Here is a 23,099-nt window from a genome sequence, read left to right as displayed (position 1 = left end):
AGCGGCGCACGTGTAGCCGATGCACGCTGTGTTGCGCGTTGCCGTCGTTGATCTGCTGCATTACACGGTTGTTAAAACTGTCGCGAATCGTTGGAACTGCGGCGCGGTTGCGCTTGCCGCATCGCGGTTCGCACGGCGGGCGGGCCATTTCGTGTAATAGACGGCGGGCTTGCGCTTACAACTTGCAACGGATGCAGCGCGCTATCTCCTATTTAATCGGAAGCGTTCGAGGGGCACTCGGACCGATACCGAAACGACAGGAGAAGAAAGTGAAACGCTATATGACGCTGATTGCAGGCGTGCTGCTCGCGGCAGCACTCGGGGGCTGCGTGGTGGCTCCGGCCCCGGGCTACTACTACGGGGGTTATTACGGCCACGGCGGCTATTACTATCGCTGAACGGGGGTTCGGCGCATGCAGGCAGCCAGGGCCTGACGATGACGTGCGAGGCCCCAGCGGACCGTAACGAACGTAGTCAGGAAACGAGCGCCTCGAACGCGACGACGGCGGCAATCGCTGCCGCGTTCGCGAGCACGGCCTCGACGACGATTCCGCGCCATGTCTGAGGCCGAAAGCGGATCGCAAGAAGCAAGGCGCCCAAGAGCGCAAGCGCAATGATGGCCACGATGTCTGCGTTGTGAAGATGAAGGTTCATCGTCGGCTCCCGTTGATTCGCTGGATTTCGGCGCGTGGCGCCTTTCTTTTTCGTTGACTGGCGAGTTCAGTATAGGCAGGCAAAAAACCGCAGCAACACGGGAAAACCACTGAATGATTGTGGTTTCGCCCGTTGTTCAAGCGGTGCAGGGAGGCGCAAGGCTTGTTTCCGATTTATCGGGAAAATCGAGGAAATTGACGAAACTTTAATGCTCGATGTGGACCAATACAGGATCGCGCGGCGCACGGAATCGACTGTGCCGCGCGGCCCGAATTGGAGTTGCCATCGATGAATTCACCCGTCCGACGCTCACTCGGGGTGAACGACGGGCGCAGCAGCCGGCGCGAACGTTGATGCGCCGGCCGGCGGGCCGCTGATGCGCTTGCGAAGTGCCGGCGAAGCGCCGGTTACATCAGCTTGGCGTCGCGCGTTTCGCGCATGCAGAGCACGCCGACGAGGCTCAGCGCGGCGGCGACAGACACATACGCACCCACCCAGGCGAGCCCCCCGTGCGCGGCCAGCAACTGCGCGATATACGGCGCAACGGACGCGCCCAGAATCCCGCCGAGGTTATACGAGACCCCCGCGCCGGTGTAACGCACGTTGGTCGGGAACAGCTCCGGCAAGAGCGCGCCCATCGGCGCGAACGTGATGCCCATCAGGAACAGCTCGATCGTCAGGAACAGCGCGACGAGCGGCATCGACCCGCTGCCGAGCAGCGGCGCCATCGTGAAGCCCGACAGAATCGCCGCGACGATGCCCGCGATCAGCACGGGCTTGCGGCCGTAGCGGTCGCTGGCCCAGGCGGAGAGCGGCGTCGCGAGCGCCATGAAGACCACCGCGAAGCACAGCATCCCGAGAAAGCTCTGGCGCGAGAAATGCAGCGTCGACACGCCATACGACAGCGAGAACACCGTCGAGATATAGAAGAGCGTGTAGCAGACGATCATCGCGAACGCGCCGAGCAAGGTCGGCCACCAGTGATGCGCGACGAGCGCCGCAACCGGCACGCGAACGCGCTCCTGCCGCTCGATGGCCGCTTTGAACGCGGGCGTCTCGGCGATCTTGAGCCGCACGTAGAGTCCGAGCGCGACGAGCACGGCGGAGACGAGGAACGGCACGCGCCAGCCCCAGCTTTTGAATTGCGCGTCGGAAAGCGTGAGCGCCAAGCCGAAGAAAAGCCCGTTCGACGCGAGAAAGCCAACCGACGGCCCCAGTTGCGGAAACATCCCGAACCAGCCGCGCTTGCCGGCCGGCGCGTTTTCGGTCGCGAGCAGCGCCGCGCCGCCCCATTCGCCGCCGAGGCCGATGCCCTGGCCGAAACGCAGGATGCACAGCAGGATCGGCGCGAGGCTGCCGATTGCGTCGTAGCCCGGCACGAGGCCGATCAGCGTCGTCGAGACGCCCATCACGAGCAGCGAGGCGACGAGCGTCGATTTGCGGCCGATGCGGTCGCCGAAGTGGCCGAACAGGAACGAGCCGATCGGCCGCGCGACAAACGCGATGCCGAACGTGACGAATGCCGAGAGCGCCTGCGCCGTGGCCGAGCCGTGCGGGAAGAACACGGGGCCGATGACGAGCGCGGCGGCCGTCGCGTAGACGTAGAAGTCGTAGAACTCGATCGCGGTGCCGATGAAGCTCGCGAAGATGATGCGCGAGCGGCTGGTTTGGGCGGCGTCGGGCGCGGATGCCACGGCGCGCGATGACGGTGAAGAGGACATGGAGTCTCCGGGGGCGTGACGCGAGCAACGGGCGCGCTCGCCTCGCCGCTCTGCGGCGAGAAGGCAAGCGTGCCCATTAGCGTTTGCTGCTGAGCGTCTGTTGTTCGAGTTGGGTGGAATCGATGCTACCGCGATGCGGTAAGGGCGGCGATCATGCCCGCCGGCGCGCGGCCGGATAAGCGGGCGCCGGGAGCGTTACCGGAGAACTCCGGCGGGCGGATCGCAAAATTATATCGAGCGCGCCCGAGGCGCGCCAACGCACACCGCGGCGCGTGCTGAGCGTGTCCGGGTGCGCGTTCTCTTCGACGCGATGCGCTCAATCGATCGTTTGCGCCTGCGGCGACGCGAGCTCGCGCAATTGGAACTTGCCGTTGTCGTTGAAGAGCCAGTCCTCGAACAGCTCCAACTGCCCGCGGCCGTTGAGCAGTTTGGCCGGCGGCTGCGGCAGCGGCGACGCGCGGCGCAGCGTGGCGAGCGCCGTGCTCTCGGCTTCGTCGTCGCCGTTGGTCCGGAACACCTTGGACTGGAGCACGCGTCCGTCGCGGTCGACGGTGAACGACACGACGACGAGCGAGCGCAGCATCGCCTGCGGCGTGCCTTGCAGGACATACGACGGGTTGCGCTCGGCGATGCGCTGCGCGACCGCGGCGCGGTACTGATCGAGCGTGGCGCTGTTGACTGCGGCCGGCGGCGGCAGAGCGGTCCCCGCCGGCTGTCCGGGCGGCGTGAGCGTGAACGCGCATCCGGACAAGGCAAGCACGGCGCCGAGCGCAGCGAAGCGCCACGCTCCGCCGGCGCGCGCGGAGCGAGTGCGAGAGAGATCGGAGATCATGGTCCTCTGCCGTTCTTGTTGAGGGCGTGATAGAAGCGTAGTCAATCGTGCGGCCGGCCGCATCGGCATTCACTCTCATTGCGTGCGCGCGCGAACCGGAGCGGTACCGCTACTCGTCGAGCGGTTACATCGCGGTGCATTGCGCACGCTTTTTGTGTCGATCTCGTGTCGATCGGGCGATTTCGATCGTCCCGCCATACCGCCCGAACGCGCCCGGACGTGCCTTACGCCACGGACGCGCGCGCTCGGTCGAGATGAGCGAAGAGGCCGTCCCAGAGCGCGAGGCGTTCGTCGATCGCGGCGAGCCCGGCAACGAGCGCGTGCGCCTGTCGCGAGAGATCGTCGCCGGCCGCTTCGCGAATCATCGCGCGCGCCGCGGGGCCGTGCTCGCCGGAATCGACTTCGATGTGGCGATCGAGGTAGTAGGCGAGCAGCGGAATCGAAGCACGGTCGATCTGCCATTGATCGAGGAGCGTGCGGAACATGTCGGGAATGACGTTTTCGCGGCCGTAGAAGAAGTTGCCGAGCACCTGATGCGTCTCGCCGTTCACGCAGACGGCCAGGGTGGCGTCGACAAAGCGGCGCACGGGCGCCGGTGCGTCGACGGCGGCAAGCGCCGCCGATACGGTAAAGCCCGAGCGCAGCAGCGAGACCATGTGCTCGACACGTTCGGTCGACGCGCCGACGTCGCGCATCGCGTGCAGATACAGATCGAAGTGGCTCATGTGGCCGAGCGGCGTCTCATCGGACTCCTCGCCGAGCACGATTTCGTTGATGAGGCGCGCGGCGGCGGCGCTGCGCGGCGCGGTCCATGGCACGGTGACCGTCGTCAGGTCGGCTTGCAGGCGTTTGACGAGCGACATGAAATCCCACACCGCGAACACGTGCCATTCCATGAACGTGCGCAATTCCTCCATGTCCCGAATGGCGCCGAATACCGGATGATGCGCGAGCTTTTCGTGCTGCGCTTTGATTCTCGATTCGAGCAAATCAAGCTGATTCATGGTTCTCCCGGATGGCAAAAGCGGCGATCGAAACGGCGATGCACTCGAGATGAGGGATGCCGCGATGCGCCATGCGCTTTTTAGCCTCTATTCGGCATAGAGGAAACCTGGGCCCTTTGACAGGTTGCAGACCGGTCTCCAGGAAGGGTTGCGATTGCGGGGGGCTGCGTAGGCGCTCTCGTCGCGAGCCGCAGGTGCGGGCAAACAAAAATCCCCGTAAATCGATCGATCTACGGGGATTTCGTTTGTTGTGGCGGAGGGCGTGGGATTCGAACCCACGAAGGCCGTAAAGCCTTGCCGGTTTTCAAGACCGGTGCATTCAACCGCTCTGCCAGCCCTCCGAGGGCCGCTATTGTAACGCAAGTAACGCAAACGGCGCGGCGGCCTCCGCCGGCACGCCGTTTATTCGCTTTTGTCCTTCAGGAAGAGTTCCTGCAGGTCGTTGAGGAAGCGCTGCCCAAGCGGCGTCGGCGCAATCTTTTCATAGTCGCGCGTGATGAGCCCGCGCCGCTCCGCTTCCTGCAGCGCCGGTTCGATCGATATCATCGGCAGCCCGGTGCGCTCGATGAAGCGATGCACCGGAAACCCTTCGACCAGCCGCAGCGCGTTCAGCATGAATTCGAACGGCAGATCGTGCGCGCCGACTTCGTGCTCCTCTTGAACCGGCTTCGCTGCGAGCGCTTCTTCGATGAACGTGGCCGGATGCTTGTAGCGCGCCTGCCGCACGATCCGGTTCGGAAACGACAGCTTCGTGTGCGCGCCGGCGCCGATGCCGAGGTAGTCGCCGAAGCGCCAGTAATTCAGGTTGTGCTTGCATTGCCGGTGCGGCTTTGCGTAGGCGGACACCTCGTAGCGTTCGTAACCGGCTGCAGTGGTGCGCTCGTGAATCCAGTCCTGCATGTCGGCGGAGGCGTCGTCGTCGGGCAGCGCGGGCGGGAACTTCGCGAACAGCGTATTCGGCTCGAGCGTCAGGTGATACAGCGACAAGTGCGGCGGCGCGAACGACAGCGCCGTCTCGATATCGGCGCGGCATTCGTCGAGCGTCTGCTGCGGCAGCGCGAACATCAGATCGAGGTTGAAGTTGTCGAAATGCTTGGCGGCGATCTCGACCGCGTGATGCGCCTGCGTCGTGTCGTGGATACGGCCGAGCGCCTTCAGATGCGCCTCGTTGAAGCTCTGGATGCCGACCGACAGCCGATTGACGCCGCTCGCGCGAAACTGCGCGAACTTCTCGGCTTCGAAGGTGCCCGGATTGGCCTCGAGCGTGATCTCGGCATCGGCGTCGAGCGGGAGCAGCGCGCGCACGTCCGACAGCAGCCGGTCGAGCCCGCGCGCCGACAGCAGGCTCGGCGTGCCGCCGCCGATGAACACGGTATGCACCTGCCGTCCCCAGACGAGCGGCAGGGCGTGCTCGAGATCGGCGCGCAGCGCGTCGAGATACGCGTCTTCCGGAAAGCGTTCGCCCTTCCACTCGTGCGAGTTGAAATCGCAATACGGACACTTGCGCACGCACCACGGGAAATGCACGTACAGCGCGAGCGGCGGCAGCGAGGTCAGGCGAATGCTGCCCGGCGCGACAAACGCCTTGATCACGCCGGCGCCGATCGATGGCGTGCTCACTTTTCCTCCGACAACCGCGCCAGCAACGCGCGCAGTGCAATCGCGCGGTGGCTGCACGAATTCTTCACGGCGGGGTCGAGTTCCGCAGCGCTCGCGTTCAGCCGTGGGATGAAGAAGTACGGGTCGTAGCCGAAGCCGTTCGCGCCGCGCGGCGCATCGAGGATCTCGCCGTACCAGCGGCCTTCGGCGATCAGCGGCTCGGGGTCGTCGGCGTGGCGCACGAGCGCGAGCACGCAGTAGTAGTAGCCGCGGCGATCGGCCTCGGCCTTCAACTGCTCGATGAGGCGCGCGTTGTTTGCCGCATCGCTCTTTTCGCCGCCGGCCAGCTGAGCGTAGCGCGCCGAATAGACGCCGGGCGCGCCGCGCAATGCGCGCACGCACAGGCCGGAATCGTCGGCGAGCGCGGGCAGGCCGGTCGACTTCGCGGCGTGGCGGGCCTTGGCGAGCGCGTTTTCGACGAAGGTCGGATGCGGCTCTTCCGTTTCGGTGACGCCCAGCTCGCCTTGCGCGACCAGCTCGATGCCCGCAGCGCTCGCGAGCGCCGCGAATTCGCGCAGCTTGCCGGCGTTGTTCGATGCGAGCACGACGCGCTTGAGCGGCGCGTTGGCGCCCGATTGCGGTTGCGGCGATTGCAGTTGATCACTCACCTTTGCTCTCCAGCGCTTCCTTCTGTTTCTGGATCAACTGCGTAATACCGCTTTGCGCGAGATCGAGCAGCTCGTTCATCTCGTCGCGCGAAAACGGCACGCCTTCGGCGGTGCCCTGAACTTCGACGAAGCCGCCGTCGCCCGTCATGACGACGTTCATGTCCGTGTCGCACTGCGAATCTTCGTCGTAGTCGAGATCGAGCACGGGCGTGCCCTCGTAGACGCCGACCGAAATCGCAGCCACGTAATCGGTGATCGGCGACGTTTCGATGCGGCCGGCCACGAGCAGCTTCGCGACCGCGTCATGGGCGGCAACGAACGCGCCGGTGATGCTCGCGGTGCGCGTGCCGCCGTCGGCCTGGATCACGTCGCAGTCGATGTGCAGGGTGCGCGGGCCGAGCTTCTCGAGATCGAACACCGAGCGCAGCGCACGGCCGATCAGGCGCTGGATTTCCTGCGTGCGTCCGGTCTGCTTGCCGCGCGCGGCTTCGCGGTCGCTGCGCGTGTGCGTCGCGCGCGGCAGCATGCCGTATTCGGCGGTCAGCCATCCTTGGCCGCGATCGCGCAGGAATTCGGGCACACGCTCGGCGATGCTCGCCGTGCAGATCACTTTCGTGTCGCCGAATTCGACGAGCACGGAGCCTTCCGCATGCTTCGTGTAGTGGCGCGTGATGCGCACGCTGCGCAAGGCGTCGGCGCGCCGCCCGCTGGGGCGCTGGATCGTGTCGGACATAGTCGGGAGGAAATCGCGAAAAGGGAAGGGGGAAGGCAAGATTTTACCGCTGATCGAATCCGGCCGATGCCGCTCGCCTCGACCAGGCGCAATCGGTAAAAATGGGATAATGCGCGTTCAACGCCTTGCGCCTCGTACGCGCCGGGCGTCTCCAAACAAATGGCCGGCAACGGCCTCTATTTATCGAGAGACGAACGATGATCTACAGCATGACAGGCTACGCGAGCGCAACGCGCGAACTCGCGGCCGCGGCAGGCAACGGCGGCGTGAGCGTATCGGTTGAGTTGCGCACGGTGAACTCGCGCTTCCTCGACCTCAACTTCCGCATGCCCGAAGACGTGCGGGCATGCGAGCCGACGCTGCGCGAAATGCTGATGAACAAGCTCTCGCGCGGCAAGGTCGATATCCGGATCAACCTGCAACGCAGCGAGCAGACGGCGACGACCGGCTCGCTCAACCGCGACGCGCTCGAACAGCTCGCGGCGCTCGAGCGGGCGGTGCTCGAATCGTTCCCTGACGCCGAGCGCATGCGCACCGGCGAAATCCTGCGCTGGCCGGGCGTGCTCGCCGAGAGCGGCGTGTCGCCCGAGGCGCTGCGCGAGGCGGTGCTCGCGTGCGGCAAGCAGGCGATCCACGAGCTGATCGAGGTGCGCGCGCGCGAAGGCGCACAGCTTGCGACGATGCTGCTCACCAACGTCACCGAGATGGAATCGATCGTGCAGCGCATTACGCCGCTCGTGCCGGAGCTGATCGCCAAGCACCAGCAGAAGATCGTCGAGCGGCTGCAGGAAGCGCTGGGTATCGCGGCGCCGGAACCTTCCGCGACGATCGTCTCGCGCGAGGAAATTGCCGAGCGCATTCGTCAGGAAGTGACGATGTACGGCATTCGCATCGATATCGCCGAGGAACTCTCGCGACTCACCGCACATTTGAATGAAACGCGCCACGTGATCGAGAAGGGCGGCAAGGTCGGCAAGCGGCTCGACTTCATGATGCAGGAGCTCAATCGGGAAGCGAACACGCTCGGCTCGAAGGCGGCCGCGAAGGAACTGGCCGACTCGTCGATGACGTTGAAGCTCTTGATCGAGCAGATGCGCGAACAAGTACAGAACCTGGAGTAACCACGCTCATGACCGACCACACCCACCAACCGCAAGAACCGCACGAAGCGCACACGGGCGGCGGCGCGCGCAAGGCGCCGCGCAACCCGTACGCGGGCGTGTATCCCGGCAACCTGTTCATGGTCGTAGCGCCCTCGGGCGCCGGCAAGTCGACGCTCGTGAACGCGCTGCTCGCGAAAGATCCGGCGATCTGTCTGTCGATTTCGTACACGACGCGCCAGCCGCGCCCGGGCGAGCAGGACGGCCAGCACTATCACTTCACCGCCGTCGACGATTTCCTCGCGCGCCACGCGCAGGGCGAGTTCCTCGAAAGCGCGGAAGTGCACGGCAACTACTACGCGACGTCGCGCGTCTGGATCGAAGACCAGATGAAAAGCGGCCACGACGTGCTGCTCGAAATCGACTGGCAGGGCGCGCAGCAGGTGAAGAAACAGTTTCGCAACGCGGTCGAGATTTTCGTCCTGCCGCCGTCGCTCGAAGCGCTTGAAGTGCGCCTCAAAAAGCGCGGCCAGGACGAGCCGAACGTGATCACGCGGCGCCTGCTCGCAGCGGGCAGCGAGATCGCTCATGCATCGGAAGCCGAGTACGTATTGATCAACGAAAACTTCGATCAGGCGCTCGCGGAGCTGCAATGCCTCGTTGCCGCGACACGTCTGCGCTTCGCGTCGCAATACGCGCGGCATGCGCAGCTTTTCGTCGAGCTGGGCATTCACTTGCCGCACGCCGAGTGAAGGCGGGTGCTCGCGCACATAAGGTAGAATAAGCAACATACTGAGAAGGAACTTCCCAACATGGCCCGCATCACCGTCGAAGACTGTCTGAAACAAATCCCGAACCGTTTCGAGCTGGCGCTCGCCGCCACGTATCGCGCGCGTCAACTCGCGCAAGGCCACACGCCGAAGATCGAAAGCCGCGACAAACCCACCGTCGTGGCGCTGCGCGAAATCGCGGCCGGCCAGGTCGGCGTCGAGATGCTGAAGAAGGTCCCGGTATAACGCACGGCATGCTTTGGCAGCCATGTGGAACCTAAGCGCAGCCCGGCAACGTAACCGATACGGAGGCGAATATGAGCACTACCCCATCGTCCGCCTCCGCAGACGCGGACCACGAAGCTGACGCCCCCTCGGCTGCGCGCAAATACATCGACGCGGTCCTCGAACAGTCGTTTCGCCATCTGTTCGGGCCGACCGCGACGCCGGAGCAGCCTCGCAAGCACGATGTCGTATCGATTGCGAAGCTTACGGCGTCACTGTCCGGCTATCTGAGCCCGGACGAGATCAAAGAGGTCAAGGCGGCGTTCCATTTCAGCGACGAAGCCCACCTCGGTCAATATCGCCAAAGCGGCGAACCCTACATCACCCATCCTGTCGCCGTCGCGGAAATCTGCGCCGGCTGGAAGCTCGACGACCAGTCGATCATGGCGGCGCTGTTGCACGACGTCATGGAGGACCAGGGCGTCACCAAGGCCGAGCTCGCGGAGCGGTTCGGTGCGAAGGTGGCGGAACTGGTCGACGGTTTGTCGAAACTCGACAAGATGGAGTTTCGCAATCGCGAAGAAGCGCAGGCGGAAAACTTCCGCAAGATGCTGCTCGCGATGGCGCGCGACGTGCGCGTGATTCTCGTGAAGCTGGCAGACCGGCTGCACAACATGCGGACGCTCGGCGCGGTGCCGCCTGAGAAGCGCCGGCGCGTGGCGCGCGAGACGCTCGATATCTATGCGCCGATCGCGCATCGGCTTGGGCTGAACAACACCTATCGCGAGCTGCAGGACCTGAGCTTCGCGAACTTCAATCCGCATCGCTACGCCACGCTCGAAAAGGCCGTGAAGGCGGCGCGCGGCAACCGGCGCGAGGTGGTCAGCAAGATTCTCGAATCGGTGCAGCGCGCGATCGCGGACGCGCAGATCGATGCCGAAGTCACCGGCCGCGAGAAGACGATCTTCAGCATCTACAAGAAGATGCGCGACAAACAGCTGTCGTTCTCGCAGGTGCTCGACGTGTACGGGTTCCGCGTGGTCGTCGACAGCGCGCTCGAGTGCTATACGTGTATCGGCGCGCTGCATGCGCTCTACAAGCCGGTGCCGGGCAAGTTCAAGGATTACATCGCGATTCCGAAGGTCAACGGGTATCAGTCGTTGCATACGACGCTCGTGGGGCCGTTCGGCGCGCCGATCGAATTCCAGGTGCGCACGCGCAAGATGCATGAGATCGCCGAAGCGGGCGTTGCCGCGCACTGGCTGTACAAGAACGGCGCCGCGGATCTGAACGACGTCCAGAAGCGCGCGCACCAATGGCTCAAATCGCTGCTCGACATTCAGAGCGAAGCAGGCGATTCGAGCGAATTCCTCGAGCACGTCAAGATCGATCTATTCCCGGATGCGGTCTACGTGTTCACGCCAAAGTCGAAGATCATGGCGCTGCCGCGCGGCGCGACGGCACTCGATTTCGCGTACTCGATCCACAGCGACCTGGGCAACCAATGCGTCGCGGTGAAGATCAACAACGAACTGTTGCCGCTGCGCACCGAGTTGAAGAGCGGCGATATCGTCGAAGTCATCACGGCGCCGTATTCGAAGCCGAATCCCGCGTGGCTCGGTTTCGTGCGTACCGGCAAGGCGCGTTCGGCGATCCGGCATTACTTGAAGACGATGCGCCTGAACGAATCGGTGCAACTGGGCGAGCGGCTCGTCGACCAGAGCCTCAAGGGCTATGGTCTTGCGCTCTCCGATGTCGAACCGGAAGTCTGGGAAAAGCTCGTTCAATGGACGGGCAACAAGAACCGCCAGGAAATCTTCGCGGACATCGGGCTTGGCCGGCGTGTCGCTGCTGTGATGGCGAAGCGCATCGAGGTGCTGATGAGCGGCCGCGACGGAGACGACGAGCATCCGCGTGCGGAACACGCCGGCGCGGCTCATCATGCGCCTCCGGTCGTGATCACGGGGACCGAGGGTATGTCGGTGCAGTTGTCCGCGTGCTGCCGCCCGATTCCGGGCGACGACATCATGGGCTATATCGGCATCGGCCTGGGCATGGCGATTCATACGACCGATTGCCGCGTGGCGCAACGCATCCATCGCCGCGATCCGGGCCGCTGGATCGACGTGGCGTGGGCGCCGCAGCCGGGGCGCCTGTTCGACGTGGCCGTGAAGGTGCTCGTGAAGAACACCAAGGGCGTGTTTGCGCGCGTGGCGGCCGATATCACGTCGGCCGATGCCAACATCGTCCACATTGCCATGGATGAGGACCTGTCGCAGGAATCGACGGTTCTACGCTTCGTCATCCAGGTCAGCGATCGCGTCCACTTGGCGAACGTGATGCGGCGCGTGCGCACGAATCCGGACGTGATGCGAATTGCGCGTGAGCGCCCGAGCGAAGAGGGGCACCATCGTCACGATGGCGGGATGCGGATCGATCGCGAGCGGGCCGACTACTAACAACGCGCCTTTCGGGGCGCTTTCGGGCGCCCGAAGCGCTTTAACTTTTGGCGGTCGAGCTGGCGAGTTGCTAGGGCGTCAAAGGCGACGTCTGAAAAGGCAAAGGGCCTTCCGAATGGAAGGCCCTTCTTCATAGGTGGCGCGGCTGGCAGGATTCGAACCCACGACCCCTTGGTTCGTAGCCAAGTACTCTATCCAACTGAGCTACAGCCGCACGCAAAAACGGTACAACGCGGTATTTCGGTGAAACAAAAGAGCCTTCGCAGGAAGGCTCTCGAAAAGAGTGGCGCGGCTGGCAGGATTCGAACCCACGACCCCTTGGTTCGTAGCCAAGTACTCTATCCAACTGAGCTACAGCCGCACGCAGAATTGAGATTATAGCAAAGTCACGAGAAAAGGGAAGCCATCAGCGCTTTTTTCTCCCGCGGTGTCTTTCGCGTGTAACCTTGGTGGTTGTACGTTTGTTTGTGGTCCGCATCATGAATAAAGCCTTTGTCAAAGAGTCGAGCGATGACGCCGACGACGATCTCGACGTCGCGCAGCCGGAGATGCCGGCCGGCGCAAAGAACTACATCACGCCCGTAGGGCACAAGCGCCTGCGCGATGAACTGTTGCACCTGATCGACGTGGAGCGCCCGGAGGTGGTGCGCCTGGTGTCGTGGGCCGCATCGAACGGGGACCGCTCCGAGAACGGTGACTACATCTACGGGAAGCGCCGGTTGCGCGAAATCGATCGACGCATACGATTTCTCACGAAGCGACTCGATCTCGCCGAAGTGGTCGACAGCAGCAAGCAGGAGAGCGTCGATCAGGTGTTTTTCGGTGCGACTGTCGAGTACGCGACGTCCGATGGGGCATCGCACACGGTCACGATCGTGGGTGTCGACGAGGTCGACCTCGATCAAGGGCACGTCAGCTGGATTTCGCCCATTGCGCGGGCACTGCTGAAATCCCGGGTTGGCGATGCGGTGACGTTGCATACACCGGCAGGACCCGAGCCGATCGATGTGCTGGATGTGCGTTATCCGTCTGCATAACTGGATTTTCCTTGGCAGCAGACGAAAAAAAGGCGCCGCAAGCGGCGCCTTTTTAGATACTGCAGTGAAGCTTATGCAGCTTAGAAGCGGTGACGCAGGCCAGCCGTCACAGCGACTTGGTTGCTGGTGGTCGAAGCACCGCCGCCGCTCGTGGTGTTGTTGATCATCGCGCCGATCGACTCACCGTGCAGGCCTTGATCGTTCATCACGTGCTGGTATTCACCCTGCAGGTACACGTCCGTACGCTTCGACAGCGCGTAGTCGGCTTGCAGGTTGAATTGGCCCCACTTCGGCAGCGAGCCCGAACCGAAGTTCGCTTGCGTGTACGTGTACGCGCTTGCGAGGCTCAGTGCCGGCGTCAGAGCATAGCGGCCGTTCAGTTCGAAGTTCTGGAAGTGAACGCTGTTGCCGAAGAAGTTGATAACCTGACCACCGGCCGTGCCGGAGGAGATGCCCGAACCTTGGCTCAGGTTCGTTTGCGTGTATACCGCGCCGACCGTTGCCGGGCCGAACGCGTAGTTCGCGCCAACGCCCCAGGTCTGCTGCTTGCCAGCCAGCAACGTGTTGTCCGTCGGGGTCACCGCGCCGCTCGTGTTCAGAGCCGCGGTGGCGGCAGCTGCCGTATTGCCACCGAACGTGTTGTTCAGTTGCAGGTAGCCAGCGCCAACGTTCAAGCCGCCGTAGGTGTACGACGCACCGGCGCTGATCACGCGGTTGTTCGAGAATTGACCTGCGGTGTTCGAGAAGCCATACAACGCGCCGAACTTGAAGCCTGCGTAGTTCGTGCTCGTGAACTTGATCGAGTTGTTCACGCGGAACGAGTTGTTCAGGTTGTCGTTATCGAACGGGTGGGCCATGTACGTGCCACCGTATTGCGTGCCGGTCAGCGCCAGCGGGCCAACGAAGTCGACCACGCTGTCGTATTGACGGCCGAGCGTCACGGCGCCGAACTGGTCGCTTGCCAGACCGACGAATGCTTGACGGCCGAACTCACGGCCACCTTGGCCCAGCGTGCCGCTGTTGATGTTGAAGCCGTTTTCCAACGTGAAGATGGCCTTCAGACCGCCACCGAGGTCTTCAGAACCACGCAGGCCCCAACGGCTGCCGTTGATCGCGCCGCTCGTTTCTTGCCAGTTGGGGTGACCCTTGGCGTTGTTCGTGTACGTGATGCCTGCGTCGATCAGGCCGTACAGCGTGACGCTGCTTTGTGCGTGAGCGGCGGTTGCGAAAACGCCCGACAGGGCAGCGACCAGAAGAGTCTTTTTCATCTTTGTGAGCTCCGGAATAGGAGAGCGGGCTTTCTTGCCCAGTCTTGAAGGATACTTATGTCACGCAGCCATGCTGCGAGAGAAGAACCGCATGACCGCGTGCCGGTGTGCAAATGACAGCCGTCACCAGACAGGGCAGAGTGTAAATAGACCGTTGTCCGAGATGCGATTTCGATTTGCGCAATAATCTATTTGGGATCGCGCAATGATGGGGTTATCCCCGAGAGGCCTTGATGCTCAAGGGTTTTCGAGATGGGGGCGGGGAGGTGACGGGGGAGTCAACCGCGTTGTGTTGTGTTTTTGTGACAGGCGGTGAGGCGCAAAAGCAACAGTTTTCGGTACGCTTCGGTCGATTGTTGATGCTGTTGAAATAGATGATTGTCCCGATTGCCGATAATCGAGCGTTATCACGTCGTTATAATTAAGTCTCTGCTTTCCGAAGCAGACTTTTTCGTTGACGGAAAAAGATCTCCAAACCTTTGTCGGCGCGACCTTCCAGTCGCGCTTTTTTTTGCCCCTAATAATTAATGCGTACGGCGATGCGCGCGGCGCACTCCCGTTGATGCAGTTCCTTCAAAAGCGGGGGTTGCCGTCGTGGTCCAATCTTCCATTACATAATGCCGCGCATCCATTGGCGAAGAGAGCAGATTTTGCCAATGGTCGCCGTGCCATACAGGGTCGAATTCCAATACCGATGCCTGACGCTTGGATGTCGCCGCCTCGGTGCGCGCTTTTGATGCGTCGTGCGAGCGGGTAAACCACGAGACCAGGCGCTTCAAGTCAGTCATCAGCATGGCAATCCCCAGATGCAAACCAGCTCCTTGCATCATGATGTGAAGGCTTTACTGCAACAACCCGTAGAAACACTTACCAAAGACATACTTCGTTACGTTTGCGGTATGTTTTCCCGCTTGATCCGGCACCGGTTGACACGCCCAAGTAATATCGCCATGCAATTGATTGGATGAAAGCCTATTTTTGAGATTATGCGAAACAGATAATCGTCATCAGTGCCCTCGTAATATGCTCAGCGTCCCTCAAAAATGACTTGACTGCTGCTGATTGTTGCCTTTATAAAAGCAAGGCTCGATTTGCCAGTCACTGTGCTGCGGCAATGTGGCCGCAGCCCTGTTGGATTTTGGTATTTTCAGCTGTGGGCATGATCCGTTTATTAAAATTTCGAGGGAAACTGTATTATGGAAACCGGTGTCGTCAAATGGTTTAACGATGCTAAGGGCTTTGGCTTCATCACATCCGATACGGGCGGCGACGATCTGTTTGCGCATTTTTCGGAAATTCGCTCGGAAGGCTTCAAATCTCTGAAAGAGAACCAACGGGTCTCTTTTGAAGTGAAGACCGGCCCCAAGGGCAAGCAGGCGGCGAATATTCGCCCGCTCTGACCTCCGCGTCGCTCGCCGCAAATGTGCTAAGCCCCCGTTCGACGGGGGCTTTTTATGCGCTTGTCGGTGTGGTCCGTGAGCCGGCACGTCGGTCAGGTAACGCTAAGGCAGTTGTTAGCTGGAATCGTTTTCACAGGCGCGTTGCCGCAGGTCTTCCATCGTACGCACGCCAATAAATAATCAACCTAGTAAAATGGCTGTGCTGTTTTGTGTAATATATTTCTAGTGTTTTCGTTAGGTATATCGAGTTCTTCGAGATAAAGAGAGGTGGCTGGTTTTATAAAATAAAGCCGATACTAATTTATCCATCAGCTGGTTGTGGTATCGATTCATCATCGGATGATTTTAATGGCCGCTATTCCAGGATGCGGCGGCCGCCGATCGGCAAAAATCCCCTCGCAGCCGCGTCTGTCGAGCACTGCCTGGTGCATACTTCTTCACACCGACGCATCCAACGCTCTTCCCCATGTCCGATCCGTATCTGCCGAACCCCGCTATCGACACTCCCATCGCCTTTGTAGACTTAGAAACCACGGGCGGTTCGACTGCGGAGCACCGGATCACCGAGATCGGCGTCGTCGAGGCGGGCCCCCTTGGCGTGTCCCGCTGGAGCACGTTGGTCGACCCGCAACAGCCGATTCCACCATTCATTCAGCAACTCACCGGCATTACCGATGACATGGTGCGCGGCGCGCCTACATTCGACGAAATCGCGGGTGAGCTGTTTGCGCGGCTCGAAGGCAAGCTGTTCGTCGCCCACAACGCGAGCTTCGATCGTGGCTTCTTGCGCAGCGAGTTCCGGCGCATCGGACTGGGTTTCAACCCGGACGTTCTTTGCACCGTGCGCTTGTCGCGGGCGTTGTACCCCGCCGAGAAGCGTCATGGCCTCGACGCGCTCGTCGACCGTCACGCGCTCGTGCCGTCCGCCAGACACCGCGCGCTCGCCGATGCCGATCTGCTTTGGCAGTTCTGGCAGCGGCTGCACGGACTCGTTCCCGTCGAGGTGTTGCGCGATCACATCGAACGCACTACCCGCCGCTTCCGGCTCGCGGGCGACATCACGGAAGACGTGCTCGACTCGGCCCCTGCAGGCTGTGGCGTCTACGTGTTCTATGGCGAAGCGGATGTGCCGCTGTATGTCGGCCGCAGCGTGCGTCTGCGCCAGCGCGTGCGCTCGCATCTGTCCGGAGAGCGCCGTTCGGCCAAGGAGACGCGGCTCGCACAGCAAATCCGGCGCGTCGAATGGCGTGAGACAGGAGGGGAGCTCGGCGCGCTGCTCGCCGAGGCGCAGTGGATCGCCGCGCTGCGTCCGCTGCATAACCGTCTGCCGCGCGTGAGCCGCAGCGACCCCGTCGATGCGCCGTGGCCGTTCGACGGCGCGATCGTTTTCGAGGAGCGCGAGGACGGTTCGTCACGCACCTCGATTCATGTGGTCGATCGTTGGCGTTATCTCGGCTGTGCGGCGTCGCTGGCGGAAGCGGCAACGCTCGCCGTGGGCAGCGCGGCCAGCGATTTCGAATTGTCGACGTATCGAATTCTCCAGACGCACCTGGCGCGTGGGCTGCGCGTCACCGCACTTGGCGACAGCGTTGCTACTGCCCTTTAACGGACCAACGGCTCAACCCACAGCGCCCACGCCGCCCGCCACGCACACGTGGCCGAGTGCGGTCGCGAGCGCGCTCGAGCCGGTCGCGCCGTAGCGCGTCAGCGCTTTCCAGTTCGCGATGCTGCGCGCCACTCGCGACGGACAATCCGGCGCGTCGCGCATGCCCTGCACGCGCGCGAGTCCCGCGAGCATCGACTTCGTGAGTTCGTCGAGCTGCGGGCGCGTGCTCGTCGCCAGATCGGGCGGGGCGCCTTCCGGCGGCCGTGTTGCGCGCCATCCGTCGAAGAGGGCGTTCTGCACTTGTTTGCTGGCGTCGATCTGATCTTGGAAGAACGCTCTTGCGAAGGCGGGATCGACGCCTGCCGCCAGCGCGCGCTTTTCGACATCGGCGAGCAGGGCCGCTTCGCGCGGCGCATCGGTGATCGGCTTGTGGTTGGCCCACTTCCAGCGAGCGACGGGTTCGGCGAGCGCAAGACGTTGCGAAGCAAGGGCGACCAGATTGGTGAGCGCCGTGTCGTCGCCGTCGGCTGCGGCAGGGCGGGGCGCGAAGCCAACGAAGATGGCGCATGCGAGCATGGCGATAGTGCCGACGCGAAGCGATAGTTTCATGGGTAGGGAGGCAATGAGCTGGCCGCGATGACGGTTCAGTCGGCGGGCCGGGAACGAAACGACAAAGAATAGACGATGCGTGTCAACCGCGCTCGGGAGCGGAATTCAACGAACGGACGTGCTTAGACGCGTCGCGTCGTTCAAATGCGGATTGGCAAATACGCAAGACGGGGCGAGCGCAACGGTGCGCTTCGCAGCGATGAGACGTGCAAGCGGACGTGCAAACGCCGCGCCGCCATGGACGGCGCGCGACGTGGCGCTCCTCGAGGCAAATGTCACAGCGCTTCGCAGCGGATTGCGCGGTTGTGCATTTACTTGGGATCGCACGATTTGCGTTGTTCGTCGAGGAACGCGCGAACATGCTCAGGCAGTTCGGCACCCAGAAATTCAACGCCTACCGGTTCCGGATCCGGGCTCATCACCTTATCGGGTGTCGGAACTTTCATCGGTTTGGCATCCATGATGTTTCTCCTAGTAGAACCAATTATCTGTCGCGGTTCTTGACGCACACCAGCTTGTAATCGTTTCTGTGCTGCTTTGTTGCTTTAACGGCACACAACCGGATTTTCTCAAGAGGGGTCAATAAAATGAATAGTTCCCTTCGATTGCCTTGCATTTTGCTAACCGTTTTGAGTGGCGCTTGCTATACTGCGACCGCTTAAATCTCTGCAATGCAATGAAAAGGTCGACTCGATGGATCGGGCTCGTATGGCTGGCGCTGGTACTGAACGTACTGTCGCCCGTCATTGGCTATGCGTGCCGTATGGCGGCGCAGCGCCCGATCACGCTCGAGTTATGCGGTGCTCCGGGCTCGTATCCCGCCGCAGCCGACCTCGACCACGGCGATGACGCGCCACGTCAGCACGCCTTTGTTCCGCATTGCGTCTACTGTTCCGGCTTCACAGCAAATTTCGCGCTCGGCGGCAGCCTGCCTGTTCTTCCCGACGCGACGCTTCCTGTCTCGTTCGCGCGCGCCGTCGCGCCGCCAGTCGTCTTCGTGCGGCGCATTGCGCGCGTCGCGCAACCCCGCGCCCCTCCTGAAACCGCATTGATCTAGTTGTGCCGCCGTCCATGTGCCGCTCTTCGCGAGCCGGCATGGGGAGTCGTGCCGCCGTGCGCCGTTTACTCGCTCGCGCCGATCTTGCATCGACCGGCGCCGGCTGCGTTCGCACTCCGGCTAACCCGATCACATGTTTCAGACTCTCATGCGCATCGTTGCTGCTGCGCTGTCGCCACGCCGATGTCTTTGCATCGCGTGCGCGATAGCGTTCACTATCCAACCCGCTTGGGCGGAGCCGACCGTCCCAGATTCACAAGCCGATTCCAAGTTAACGACGCAATCCCCCGAATCGTTGACCTCGGCGCACACGTTGCAGACCATCAGCGTGACCGCCGCGCGTCCCGCGTTCGCTCCGAATACGCCGGGCGTCGTCGAACGGATTCAGCGCGAGCAGATCGACTCGCACAACATCGTCAGCACCGAAGACGCGCTGCGATACGCGCCGAACCTGATGGTGCGCAAGCGCTTCACCGGCGACCGCAACGCGCCGTTCGCCGGGCGCGACTTCAACGAACTGCAAAGCGCGCGAGGGCTCGTCTATGCCGACGGTCTGCTGCTGTCGAATCTGCTCGGTTCGAGCTATGCGTATCCGCCTCGCTGGTCGCTGATCGCGCCCGACGATATCGCTCAGATCGAAGTCCTGTACGGACCCTTTTCGGCGCTCTACCCGGGCAACTCGATCGGCTCGACCGTGCAGATCACGACGAGAAAGCCGACCCAGCTCGAAGCCTCGCTCGATACGCAGCTTTTCACGCAGCGCTACCACGATCCGTACGGTTTCGCGCAGAGCTTAGGCGGCAACCACGAGTCGGGGCACATTGCCGATCGGATTGGGCGGTTCTGGTACTCGCTGTCGCTCGATAGGCTCGAGAACAACAGTCAGCCGCTGCAATACGCCGCGGCGACGCCCGGTTCCAACGCGAAGCTCGGGCCCGCTGTGCCGGTGACGGGCGCAGCCAGCGATATCGGGCCGAATGGCCAGCCGCGCGTGATCGCCGGCGCGCAATCGATGGAGCACACCGAGCAGCGCAACGCGAGCGTGCGGATGGGCTACGCGTTCACGGACCGCGTCGACGCGACGTTCACGCTCGGGCACTGGGAGAACCGCTATGGGACTCACGGCCAGACGTTTCTGTACGACGCGAACGGCAACCCGGTGTACGGCGGCAACGTCGTGATCAACGGGCAGAACTACACCGTTTCGCCGACCGCGTTCGCGCCGCAGAACGGCAAACAGGAGAACTGGCTCTACGGGCTCGGCCTCAACGCCAAGCTCGATTCGGGCTGGCGTCTGTCGAGCACGCTGTCGGCGTACAACGTGTCGCAGGATGTCCTGCGCGCCGCGGCGAGCGCACCGCCCGCCGCGAACCAGGGCGGTGCCGGCACGATCTTCTTCGGCGACGGCACCGGCTGGCAGACCGCGGACCTGAAGGCCGAGTCGCCGTCGTTCGCCGGGCACGCGCTCACGTTCGGCTACCACTTCGACACCTATTTTCTGCGCAACCGGACCTACAACACGCCGGACTGGCTGGACGGCGGTCCTGCCGCGATCGCGAGCAGCTACAACGGCAACACGCGCACTCAGGCGGTCTACGGCCAGGACGCCTGGCGTTTCGCGCCCGGTTGGCTTGCCACGCTCGGCCTGCGCTACGAGCAATGGAACGCCTACGGCGGTTCGCTCGGCAATGCGACTTCGACACTCGGCTACGCCGATCGCAGCGCGAATGCGCTGTCGCCGAAGGCGGCGGTCCAATGGCAGGCGACCGACGACTGGCTGTTCCGCCTGTCGTTCGCGACCGGCACGCGTTTCCCGACCGTCAGCGAATTGTTCCAGGGCACGATTTCGAACAACGCGATCGTCAACAACAACCCGAATCTGCAGCCGGAAAAGGCCATCGACTGGGACTTCACCGCGCAGCGCGACGTCGGCGTGGGTGTGGTGCGCGCGAGCGTGTTTCAGAGCGATCTGCGCAATTCGATCTACAGCCAGACGACGGTGAACGGCGCGTCCACGTTCACGAACATCTCCAACGTGGACCGGGTGCGCGTGCGCGGCGTCGAGCTCGCGTTTTCGGGGCAGAACGTGCTGTTGGCCGGCTTCGACCTCGATGCGAATGTTTCGGCGGCGAACGCGCGCACGCTGGCTGACGCGGCGAATCCCGCCTACGTCGGCCAGCGGTTTCCGCGGATTCCCGTCGTGCGCCTGAACCTGCTCGCCGCTTACCACTTCAACGAGCGATTGCTCGGCAGCGTTGGTCTGCGCTATTCGGGACGCCAGTACAACACGCTCGATAACAGCGACATCAATCCGGACGTGTATGGCGGCACGAGCTCGTTTACGTTCGTCGACCTGAAGGCGCGCTATCAGCTCGATCGCCACACCGTGGCCTCGGTCGGCGTCGATAACGTCACCGACTGCCGCGCTTACGTCTTCCACCCGTATCCGGGCCGCACGTTCTACGGAGAACTCAAATGGTCGCTCTAAAGCAATTCGTCGTGGCAGTGCTCGCGTGCGTCTCGATCGCGGCGTTCGCGCAGCAGGGCGGGAACGCCGTGATCGGCGCTGGCGCATCGGGCGCGCGCGCGTCGCACGCCACGCATAGGGGCGGCATGGAGATGTCTGGCGCGCACGCCTCTGCGCATGCCTCTTCGCAAGCGGCGAAGGCGCCGCTCGCGACCGGCGCCGCGTTCGATGCACGTCATCGGTTGTGGGCCGCGTGGGTCGAAGGGCAGCACATTCTCGTCGCGCATTCGGATGACAAAGGGCGCACGCTGTCGGCGCCGGTCGTCGTCAATGCGATGCCGGAGCCGATCTACACGAGCTCCGAGAACCGCCCGAAGGTGGCCGCGAGCCCGGATGCGCGCACGATTTACGTCACGTGGTCGATGCCGCTCGACGCGCCTTACACCGGCATGGTCCGCTTCTCGCGCTCGACGGACGGCGGTGCGACCTGGTCGGTGCCGGTCACGGTGCACGGCGACCGGCAGCCGATCACGCATCGCTTCGATGTGCTGATCGTCGATCCGAAGGGGCGCGTGTTCGTCGCGTGGATCGACAAGCGCGACCTCGTCGCCGCGACGAAGGCCGGCCGCGGCTATGACGGCGCCGCGGTGTACTACGCCGTGTCGAGCGACGGCGGCCAAACGTTCGCCCCGGAGCGCAAAGTTGCCGACCAGACCTGCGAGTGCTGTCAGATCGCGCTCGCGATCGACGGAGAAGGGCGCGTGGAGGCGCTGTGGCGCAACGTGTTCACAGGACAGATTCGCGACCACGCGCTCGCCGTCCTGCTGGCGGATGCGAGCGAACCGGTGACGCCGATCCGCGCGACGTTCTCGAACTGGCATGTCGAAGCCTGCCCGCACCAGGGGCCGGCGCTCGCGATCACGCCGGATGGCGTGCGGCACATGGTGTGGTTCGGCGTCGTCGACGACAAGGCCAACGTGTACTACTCGCGGCTCGATCGCGACGGCAAGCCGCTCGATAAGCCCCGGCCGATCGGCTCGGGTGCCGATGCGGACGAGGCGCCGAATGCGATGGCGTCGCACGCGACGCTGATCGCCGAAGGCGGCAAGCTGTGGCTCGCGTGGAAGTCGTTCGAAGACGACACGATGCGCCTCATGGTTCGCCGCTCCGATGACGGCGGCGTGCACTGGTCCGCGCCGAAAGTGCTCGCCCAAACGGCCGAGGGCAGCGACAACCCGCAACTGCTCGCGGATGACGGGCACGTCTACGTCTCGTGGCGCACGCAGGACGATGGCTACAGGCTACTGCCGGTCGAGGAGGCGAAATGAGGCGTCTCTATGGGTGGATAGCCTGGCTCGCGCTGGGTGCGATGTTCGGGCCGCTTGGTGCGCTCCGAGCGTCGGCGGGCCCTGCAGCGCATGTCGCGCAGTTGCAGCCGCTCAAGGCCGCCGATGTTCCGCACGTCATGAGCGAGGCGAAGGGCCAGCCGCTGATCGTTGAAATCTGGTCGCTCGACTGCGGGTACTGCCGCGAAAACACGGCGCACGTCGCCGAGTGGCTGCGCTCGCATCGCGGCGTGCGCGTTGCGATGGTCGCAATGGATGGGTTCGACGACAACGCGGAAGCCGTGTCGCAAGCGCTCGCTTCGATGCCGGTTACACCGCAAATCGCGCAATACGCGAATGCCGAGGCGATCCCCGAGCGGCTGCGCGCGGCCCTCGACGCCGGCTGGCGAGGGGAGTTGCCGCGCACGCTCCTGATCGACGCGCAGGGGCGGCGGCACGCATCGAGCGGACGCATCGAGCCCGGCGCGCTCGATGCGTGGCTGCGTGGCAGCCGCGCGCCGGAGAACATGTAGTACGGGAACAGCCGCGCGGGAAACGCCCGTCG

Annotated in this window: 23 protein-coding genes and 3 tRNA genes; 12 read left to right on the top strand and 14 right to left on the bottom strand. The window is 63.2% G+C overall.

Annotated elements, in window-relative coordinates; all coding sequences use genetic code 11:
- Positions 1–269: 269 nt before the first annotated feature.
- Complete coding sequence (locus FAZ95_RS40520) at positions 270–398, top strand: hypothetical protein (protein WP_302674736.1); 129 nt, start codon at positions 270–272, stop codon at positions 396–398.
- Positions 399–474: 76 nt separating this feature from the next.
- Here FAZ95_RS40520 and FAZ95_RS16625 read toward each other — a convergent pair whose 3' ends face one another.
- From FAZ95_RS16625 to rph, 8 genes are all read right to left on the bottom strand, one after another.
- The gene (locus FAZ95_RS16625) at positions 475–654 is read right to left on the bottom strand and encodes a hypothetical protein (protein WP_137333450.1); all 180 of its coding nucleotides are present in this window, start codon (positions 652–654) and stop codon (positions 475–477) included.
- 407 nt (positions 655–1,061) lie between these two features.
- Entirely contained in the window at positions 1,062–2,375 is a 1,314-nt protein-coding gene (locus FAZ95_RS16620; RefSeq protein ID WP_137333449.1) for an MFS transporter, read from the bottom strand.
- Between the two features lie 316 nt (positions 2,376–2,691).
- On the bottom strand, positions 2,692–3,207 hold the full coding sequence (locus tag FAZ95_RS16615; protein ID WP_137333448.1) for an energy transducer TonB family protein: 516 nt from the start codon (positions 3,205–3,207) through the stop codon (positions 2,692–2,694).
- Positions 3,208–3,431: 224 nt separating this feature from the next.
- On the bottom strand, positions 3,432–4,211 hold the full coding sequence (locus FAZ95_RS16610; RefSeq protein WP_137333447.1) for a DUF3050 domain-containing protein: 780 nt from the start codon (positions 4,209–4,211) through the stop codon (positions 3,432–3,434).
- A gap of 251 nt (positions 4,212–4,462) precedes the next feature.
- Positions 4,463–4,552 (bottom strand) — tRNA-Ser (locus FAZ95_RS16605).
- Between the two features lie 61 nt (positions 4,553–4,613).
- The gene (gene hemW / locus FAZ95_RS16600; protein ID WP_137333446.1) at positions 4,614–5,831 is read right to left on the bottom strand and encodes a radical SAM family heme chaperone HemW; all 1,218 of its coding nucleotides are present in this window, start codon (positions 5,829–5,831) and stop codon (positions 4,614–4,616) included.
- Positions 5,828–6,478, bottom strand: a complete 651-nt coding sequence (gene rdgB, locus FAZ95_RS16595; protein WP_137333445.1) for an RdgB/HAM1 family non-canonical purine NTP pyrophosphatase — start codon at positions 6,476–6,478, stop codon at positions 5,828–5,830. The genes hemW and rdgB overlap by 4 nt, the downstream gene beginning before the upstream one ends.
- Positions 6,471–7,211, bottom strand: coding sequence for a ribonuclease PH (rph, locus tag FAZ95_RS16590; RefSeq protein ID WP_137333444.1), 741 nt, complete (start codon positions 7,209–7,211; stop codon positions 6,471–6,473). The genes rdgB and rph overlap by 8 nt, the downstream gene beginning before the upstream one ends.
- A gap of 197 nt (positions 7,212–7,408) precedes the next feature.
- Here rph and FAZ95_RS16585 point away from each other — a divergent pair, with 197 nt between their 5' ends.
- The 4 genes from FAZ95_RS16585 to FAZ95_RS16570 all read left to right on the top strand — a co-directional run bounded on the left by FAZ95_RS16585 (position 7,409) and on the right by FAZ95_RS16570 (position 11,765).
- Positions 7,409–8,332: a YicC/YloC family endoribonuclease gene (locus FAZ95_RS16585; protein ID WP_137333443.1), complete on the top strand. Its 924-nt coding sequence runs from the start codon at positions 7,409–7,411 to the stop codon at positions 8,330–8,332.
- 8 nt (positions 8,333–8,340) lie between these two features.
- A complete protein-coding gene (gene gmk / locus FAZ95_RS16580; protein WP_137333442.1) occupies positions 8,341–9,063 on the top strand; it encodes a guanylate kinase in 723 nt (240 codons plus the stop codon).
- Between the two features lie 60 nt (positions 9,064–9,123).
- Positions 9,124–9,327 carry a DNA-directed RNA polymerase subunit omega gene (rpoZ, locus tag FAZ95_RS16575; protein ID WP_006025620.1) on the top strand — a complete coding sequence of 68 codons (204 nt, stop codon included), beginning with the start codon at positions 9,124–9,126 and terminating at the stop codon, positions 9,325–9,327.
- A gap of 71 nt (positions 9,328–9,398) precedes the next feature.
- Positions 9,399–11,765: a RelA/SpoT family protein gene (locus FAZ95_RS16570; RefSeq protein ID WP_137333441.1), complete on the top strand. Its 2,367-nt coding sequence runs from the start codon at positions 9,399–9,401 to the stop codon at positions 11,763–11,765.
- Positions 11,766–11,902: 137 nt separating this feature from the next.
- Here the strand turns inward: FAZ95_RS16570 and FAZ95_RS16565 are convergent.
- Positions 11,903–11,979 (bottom strand) — tRNA-Arg (locus tag FAZ95_RS16565).
- A gap of 70 nt (positions 11,980–12,049) precedes the next feature.
- Positions 12,050–12,126: transfer RNA gene (locus tag FAZ95_RS16560), tRNA-Arg, on the bottom strand.
- A gap of 118 nt (positions 12,127–12,244) precedes the next feature.
- Between FAZ95_RS16560 and greB the strand changes: the two genes are divergently transcribed.
- Positions 12,245–12,802: a transcription elongation factor GreB gene (gene greB, locus FAZ95_RS16555; protein ID WP_137333440.1), complete on the top strand. Its 558-nt coding sequence runs from the start codon at positions 12,245–12,247 to the stop codon at positions 12,800–12,802.
- Between the two features lie 80 nt (positions 12,803–12,882).
- On the opposite strand, the gene FAZ95_RS16550 is transcribed toward greB, so the two are convergent.
- A complete protein-coding gene (locus FAZ95_RS16550) occupies positions 12,883–14,070 on the bottom strand; it encodes a porin (protein ID WP_137333439.1) in 1,188 nt (395 codons plus the stop codon).
- Positions 14,071–14,594: 524 nt separating this feature from the next.
- Complete coding sequence (locus tag FAZ95_RS16545; protein WP_137333438.1) at positions 14,595–14,864, bottom strand: hypothetical protein; 270 nt, start codon at positions 14,862–14,864, stop codon at positions 14,595–14,597.
- A 402-nt stretch (positions 14,865–15,266) separates the two neighbouring features.
- Between FAZ95_RS16545 and FAZ95_RS16540 the strand changes: the two genes are divergently transcribed.
- Both FAZ95_RS16540 and FAZ95_RS16535 read left to right on the top strand, forming a co-directional pair.
- The gene (locus FAZ95_RS16540) at positions 15,267–15,470 is read left to right on the top strand and encodes a cold-shock protein (RefSeq protein ID WP_137333437.1); all 204 of its coding nucleotides are present in this window, start codon (positions 15,267–15,269) and stop codon (positions 15,468–15,470) included.
- A gap of 466 nt (positions 15,471–15,936) precedes the next feature.
- Positions 15,937–17,076, top strand: a complete 1,140-nt coding sequence (locus FAZ95_RS16535) for an exonuclease domain-containing protein (RefSeq protein WP_137333436.1) — start codon at positions 15,937–15,939, stop codon at positions 17,074–17,076.
- 12 nt (positions 17,077–17,088) lie between these two features.
- Here FAZ95_RS16535 and FAZ95_RS16530 read toward each other — a convergent pair whose 3' ends face one another.
- Together FAZ95_RS16530 and FAZ95_RS39355 are read right to left on the bottom strand one after the other, a co-directional pair.
- On the bottom strand, positions 17,089–17,685 hold the full coding sequence (locus FAZ95_RS16530; protein WP_137333435.1) for a chorismate mutase: 597 nt from the start codon (positions 17,683–17,685) through the stop codon (positions 17,089–17,091).
- Between the two features lie 311 nt (positions 17,686–17,996).
- Positions 17,997–18,146 (bottom strand): hypothetical protein, encoded by a 150-nt coding sequence (locus FAZ95_RS39355; protein ID WP_175425629.1) that lies wholly within the window; start codon positions 18,144–18,146, stop codon positions 17,997–17,999.
- Between the two features lie 215 nt (positions 18,147–18,361).
- Between FAZ95_RS39355 and FAZ95_RS16525 the strand changes: the two genes are divergently transcribed.
- The 4 genes from FAZ95_RS16525 to FAZ95_RS16510 all read left to right on the top strand — a co-directional run bounded on the left by FAZ95_RS16525 (position 18,362) and on the right by FAZ95_RS16510 (position 23,067).
- Positions 18,362–18,742 (top strand): DUF2946 domain-containing protein, encoded by a 381-nt coding sequence (locus FAZ95_RS16525; protein ID WP_137333434.1) that lies wholly within the window; start codon positions 18,362–18,364, stop codon positions 18,740–18,742.
- 148 nt (positions 18,743–18,890) lie between these two features.
- On the top strand, positions 18,891–21,230 hold the full coding sequence (locus tag FAZ95_RS16520; protein ID WP_137334592.1) for a TonB-dependent receptor: 2,340 nt from the start codon (positions 18,891–18,893) through the stop codon (positions 21,228–21,230).
- On the top strand, positions 21,218–22,537 hold the full coding sequence (locus tag FAZ95_RS16515; RefSeq protein WP_137333433.1) for a sialidase family protein: 1,320 nt from the start codon (positions 21,218–21,220) through the stop codon (positions 22,535–22,537). The genes FAZ95_RS16520 and FAZ95_RS16515 overlap by 13 nt, the downstream gene beginning before the upstream one ends.
- Positions 22,534–23,067, top strand: coding sequence for a TlpA family protein disulfide reductase (locus FAZ95_RS16510; protein WP_137333432.1), 534 nt, complete (start codon positions 22,534–22,536; stop codon positions 23,065–23,067). The genes FAZ95_RS16515 and FAZ95_RS16510 overlap by 4 nt, the downstream gene beginning before the upstream one ends.
- Positions 23,068–23,099 lie beyond the last annotated feature (32 nt).

The sequence above is a fragment of the Trinickia violacea genome, assembly GCF_005280735.1.
GTDB lineage: Bacteria > Pseudomonadota > Gammaproteobacteria > Burkholderiales > Burkholderiaceae > Trinickia_A > Trinickia_A violacea.
This window is presented reverse-complemented; position numbering and strand designations above follow the sequence as displayed.

Excerpts from the sequence above, each read along its gene's own strand:
- FAZ95_RS16625 (WP_137333450.1), bottom strand. The coding sequence starts at position 654 with ATGAACCTTCATCTTCACAACGCAGACATCGTGGCCATCATTGCGCTT.
- FAZ95_RS16620 (WP_137333449.1), bottom strand. The coding sequence starts at position 2,375 with ATGTCCTCTTCACCGTCATCGCGCGCCGTGGCATCCGCGCCCGACGCC.
- FAZ95_RS16615 (WP_137333448.1), bottom strand. The coding sequence starts at position 3,207 with ATGATCTCCGATCTCTCTCGCACTCGCTCCGCGCGCGCCGGCGGAGCG.
- FAZ95_RS16610 (WP_137333447.1), bottom strand. The coding sequence starts at position 4,211 with ATGAATCAGCTTGATTTGCTCGAATCGAGAATCAAAGCGCAGCACGAA.
- rph (WP_137333444.1), bottom strand. The coding sequence starts at position 7,211 with ATGTCCGACACGATCCAGCGCCCCAGCGGGCGGCGCGCCGACGCCTTG.
- FAZ95_RS16585 (WP_137333443.1), top strand. The coding sequence starts at position 7,409 with ATGATCTACAGCATGACAGGCTACGCGAGCGCAACGCGCGAACTCGCG.
- gmk (WP_137333442.1), top strand. The coding sequence starts at position 8,341 with ATGACCGACCACACCCACCAACCGCAAGAACCGCACGAAGCGCACACG.
- rpoZ (WP_006025620.1), top strand. The coding sequence starts at position 9,124 with ATGGCCCGCATCACCGTCGAAGACTGTCTGAAACAAATCCCGAACCGT.
- FAZ95_RS16570 (WP_137333441.1), top strand. The coding sequence starts at position 9,399 with ATGAGCACTACCCCATCGTCCGCCTCCGCAGACGCGGACCACGAAGCT.
- greB (WP_137333440.1), top strand. The coding sequence starts at position 12,245 with ATGAATAAAGCCTTTGTCAAAGAGTCGAGCGATGACGCCGACGACGAT.
- FAZ95_RS16550 (WP_137333439.1), bottom strand. The coding sequence starts at position 14,070 with ATGAAAAAGACTCTTCTGGTCGCTGCCCTGTCGGGCGTTTTCGCAACC.
- FAZ95_RS16545 (WP_137333438.1), bottom strand. The coding sequence starts at position 14,864 with ATGCTGATGACTGACTTGAAGCGCCTGGTCTCGTGGTTTACCCGCTCG.
- FAZ95_RS16540 (WP_137333437.1), top strand. The coding sequence starts at position 15,267 with ATGGAAACCGGTGTCGTCAAATGGTTTAACGATGCTAAGGGCTTTGGC.
- FAZ95_RS16535 (WP_137333436.1), top strand. The coding sequence starts at position 15,937 with ATGTCCGATCCGTATCTGCCGAACCCCGCTATCGACACTCCCATCGCC.
- FAZ95_RS16530 (WP_137333435.1), bottom strand. The coding sequence starts at position 17,685 with ATGAAACTATCGCTTCGCGTCGGCACTATCGCCATGCTCGCATGCGCC.
- FAZ95_RS39355 (WP_175425629.1), bottom strand. The coding sequence starts at position 18,146 with ATGGATGCCAAACCGATGAAAGTTCCGACACCCGATAAGGTGATGAGC.
- FAZ95_RS16525 (WP_137333434.1), top strand. The coding sequence starts at position 18,362 with ATGAAAAGGTCGACTCGATGGATCGGGCTCGTATGGCTGGCGCTGGTA.
- FAZ95_RS16520 (WP_137334592.1), top strand. The coding sequence starts at position 18,891 with ATGCGCATCGTTGCTGCTGCGCTGTCGCCACGCCGATGTCTTTGCATC.
- FAZ95_RS16515 (WP_137333433.1), top strand. The coding sequence starts at position 21,218 with ATGGTCGCTCTAAAGCAATTCGTCGTGGCAGTGCTCGCGTGCGTCTCG.
- FAZ95_RS16510 (WP_137333432.1), top strand. The coding sequence starts at position 22,534 with ATGAGGCGTCTCTATGGGTGGATAGCCTGGCTCGCGCTGGGTGCGATG.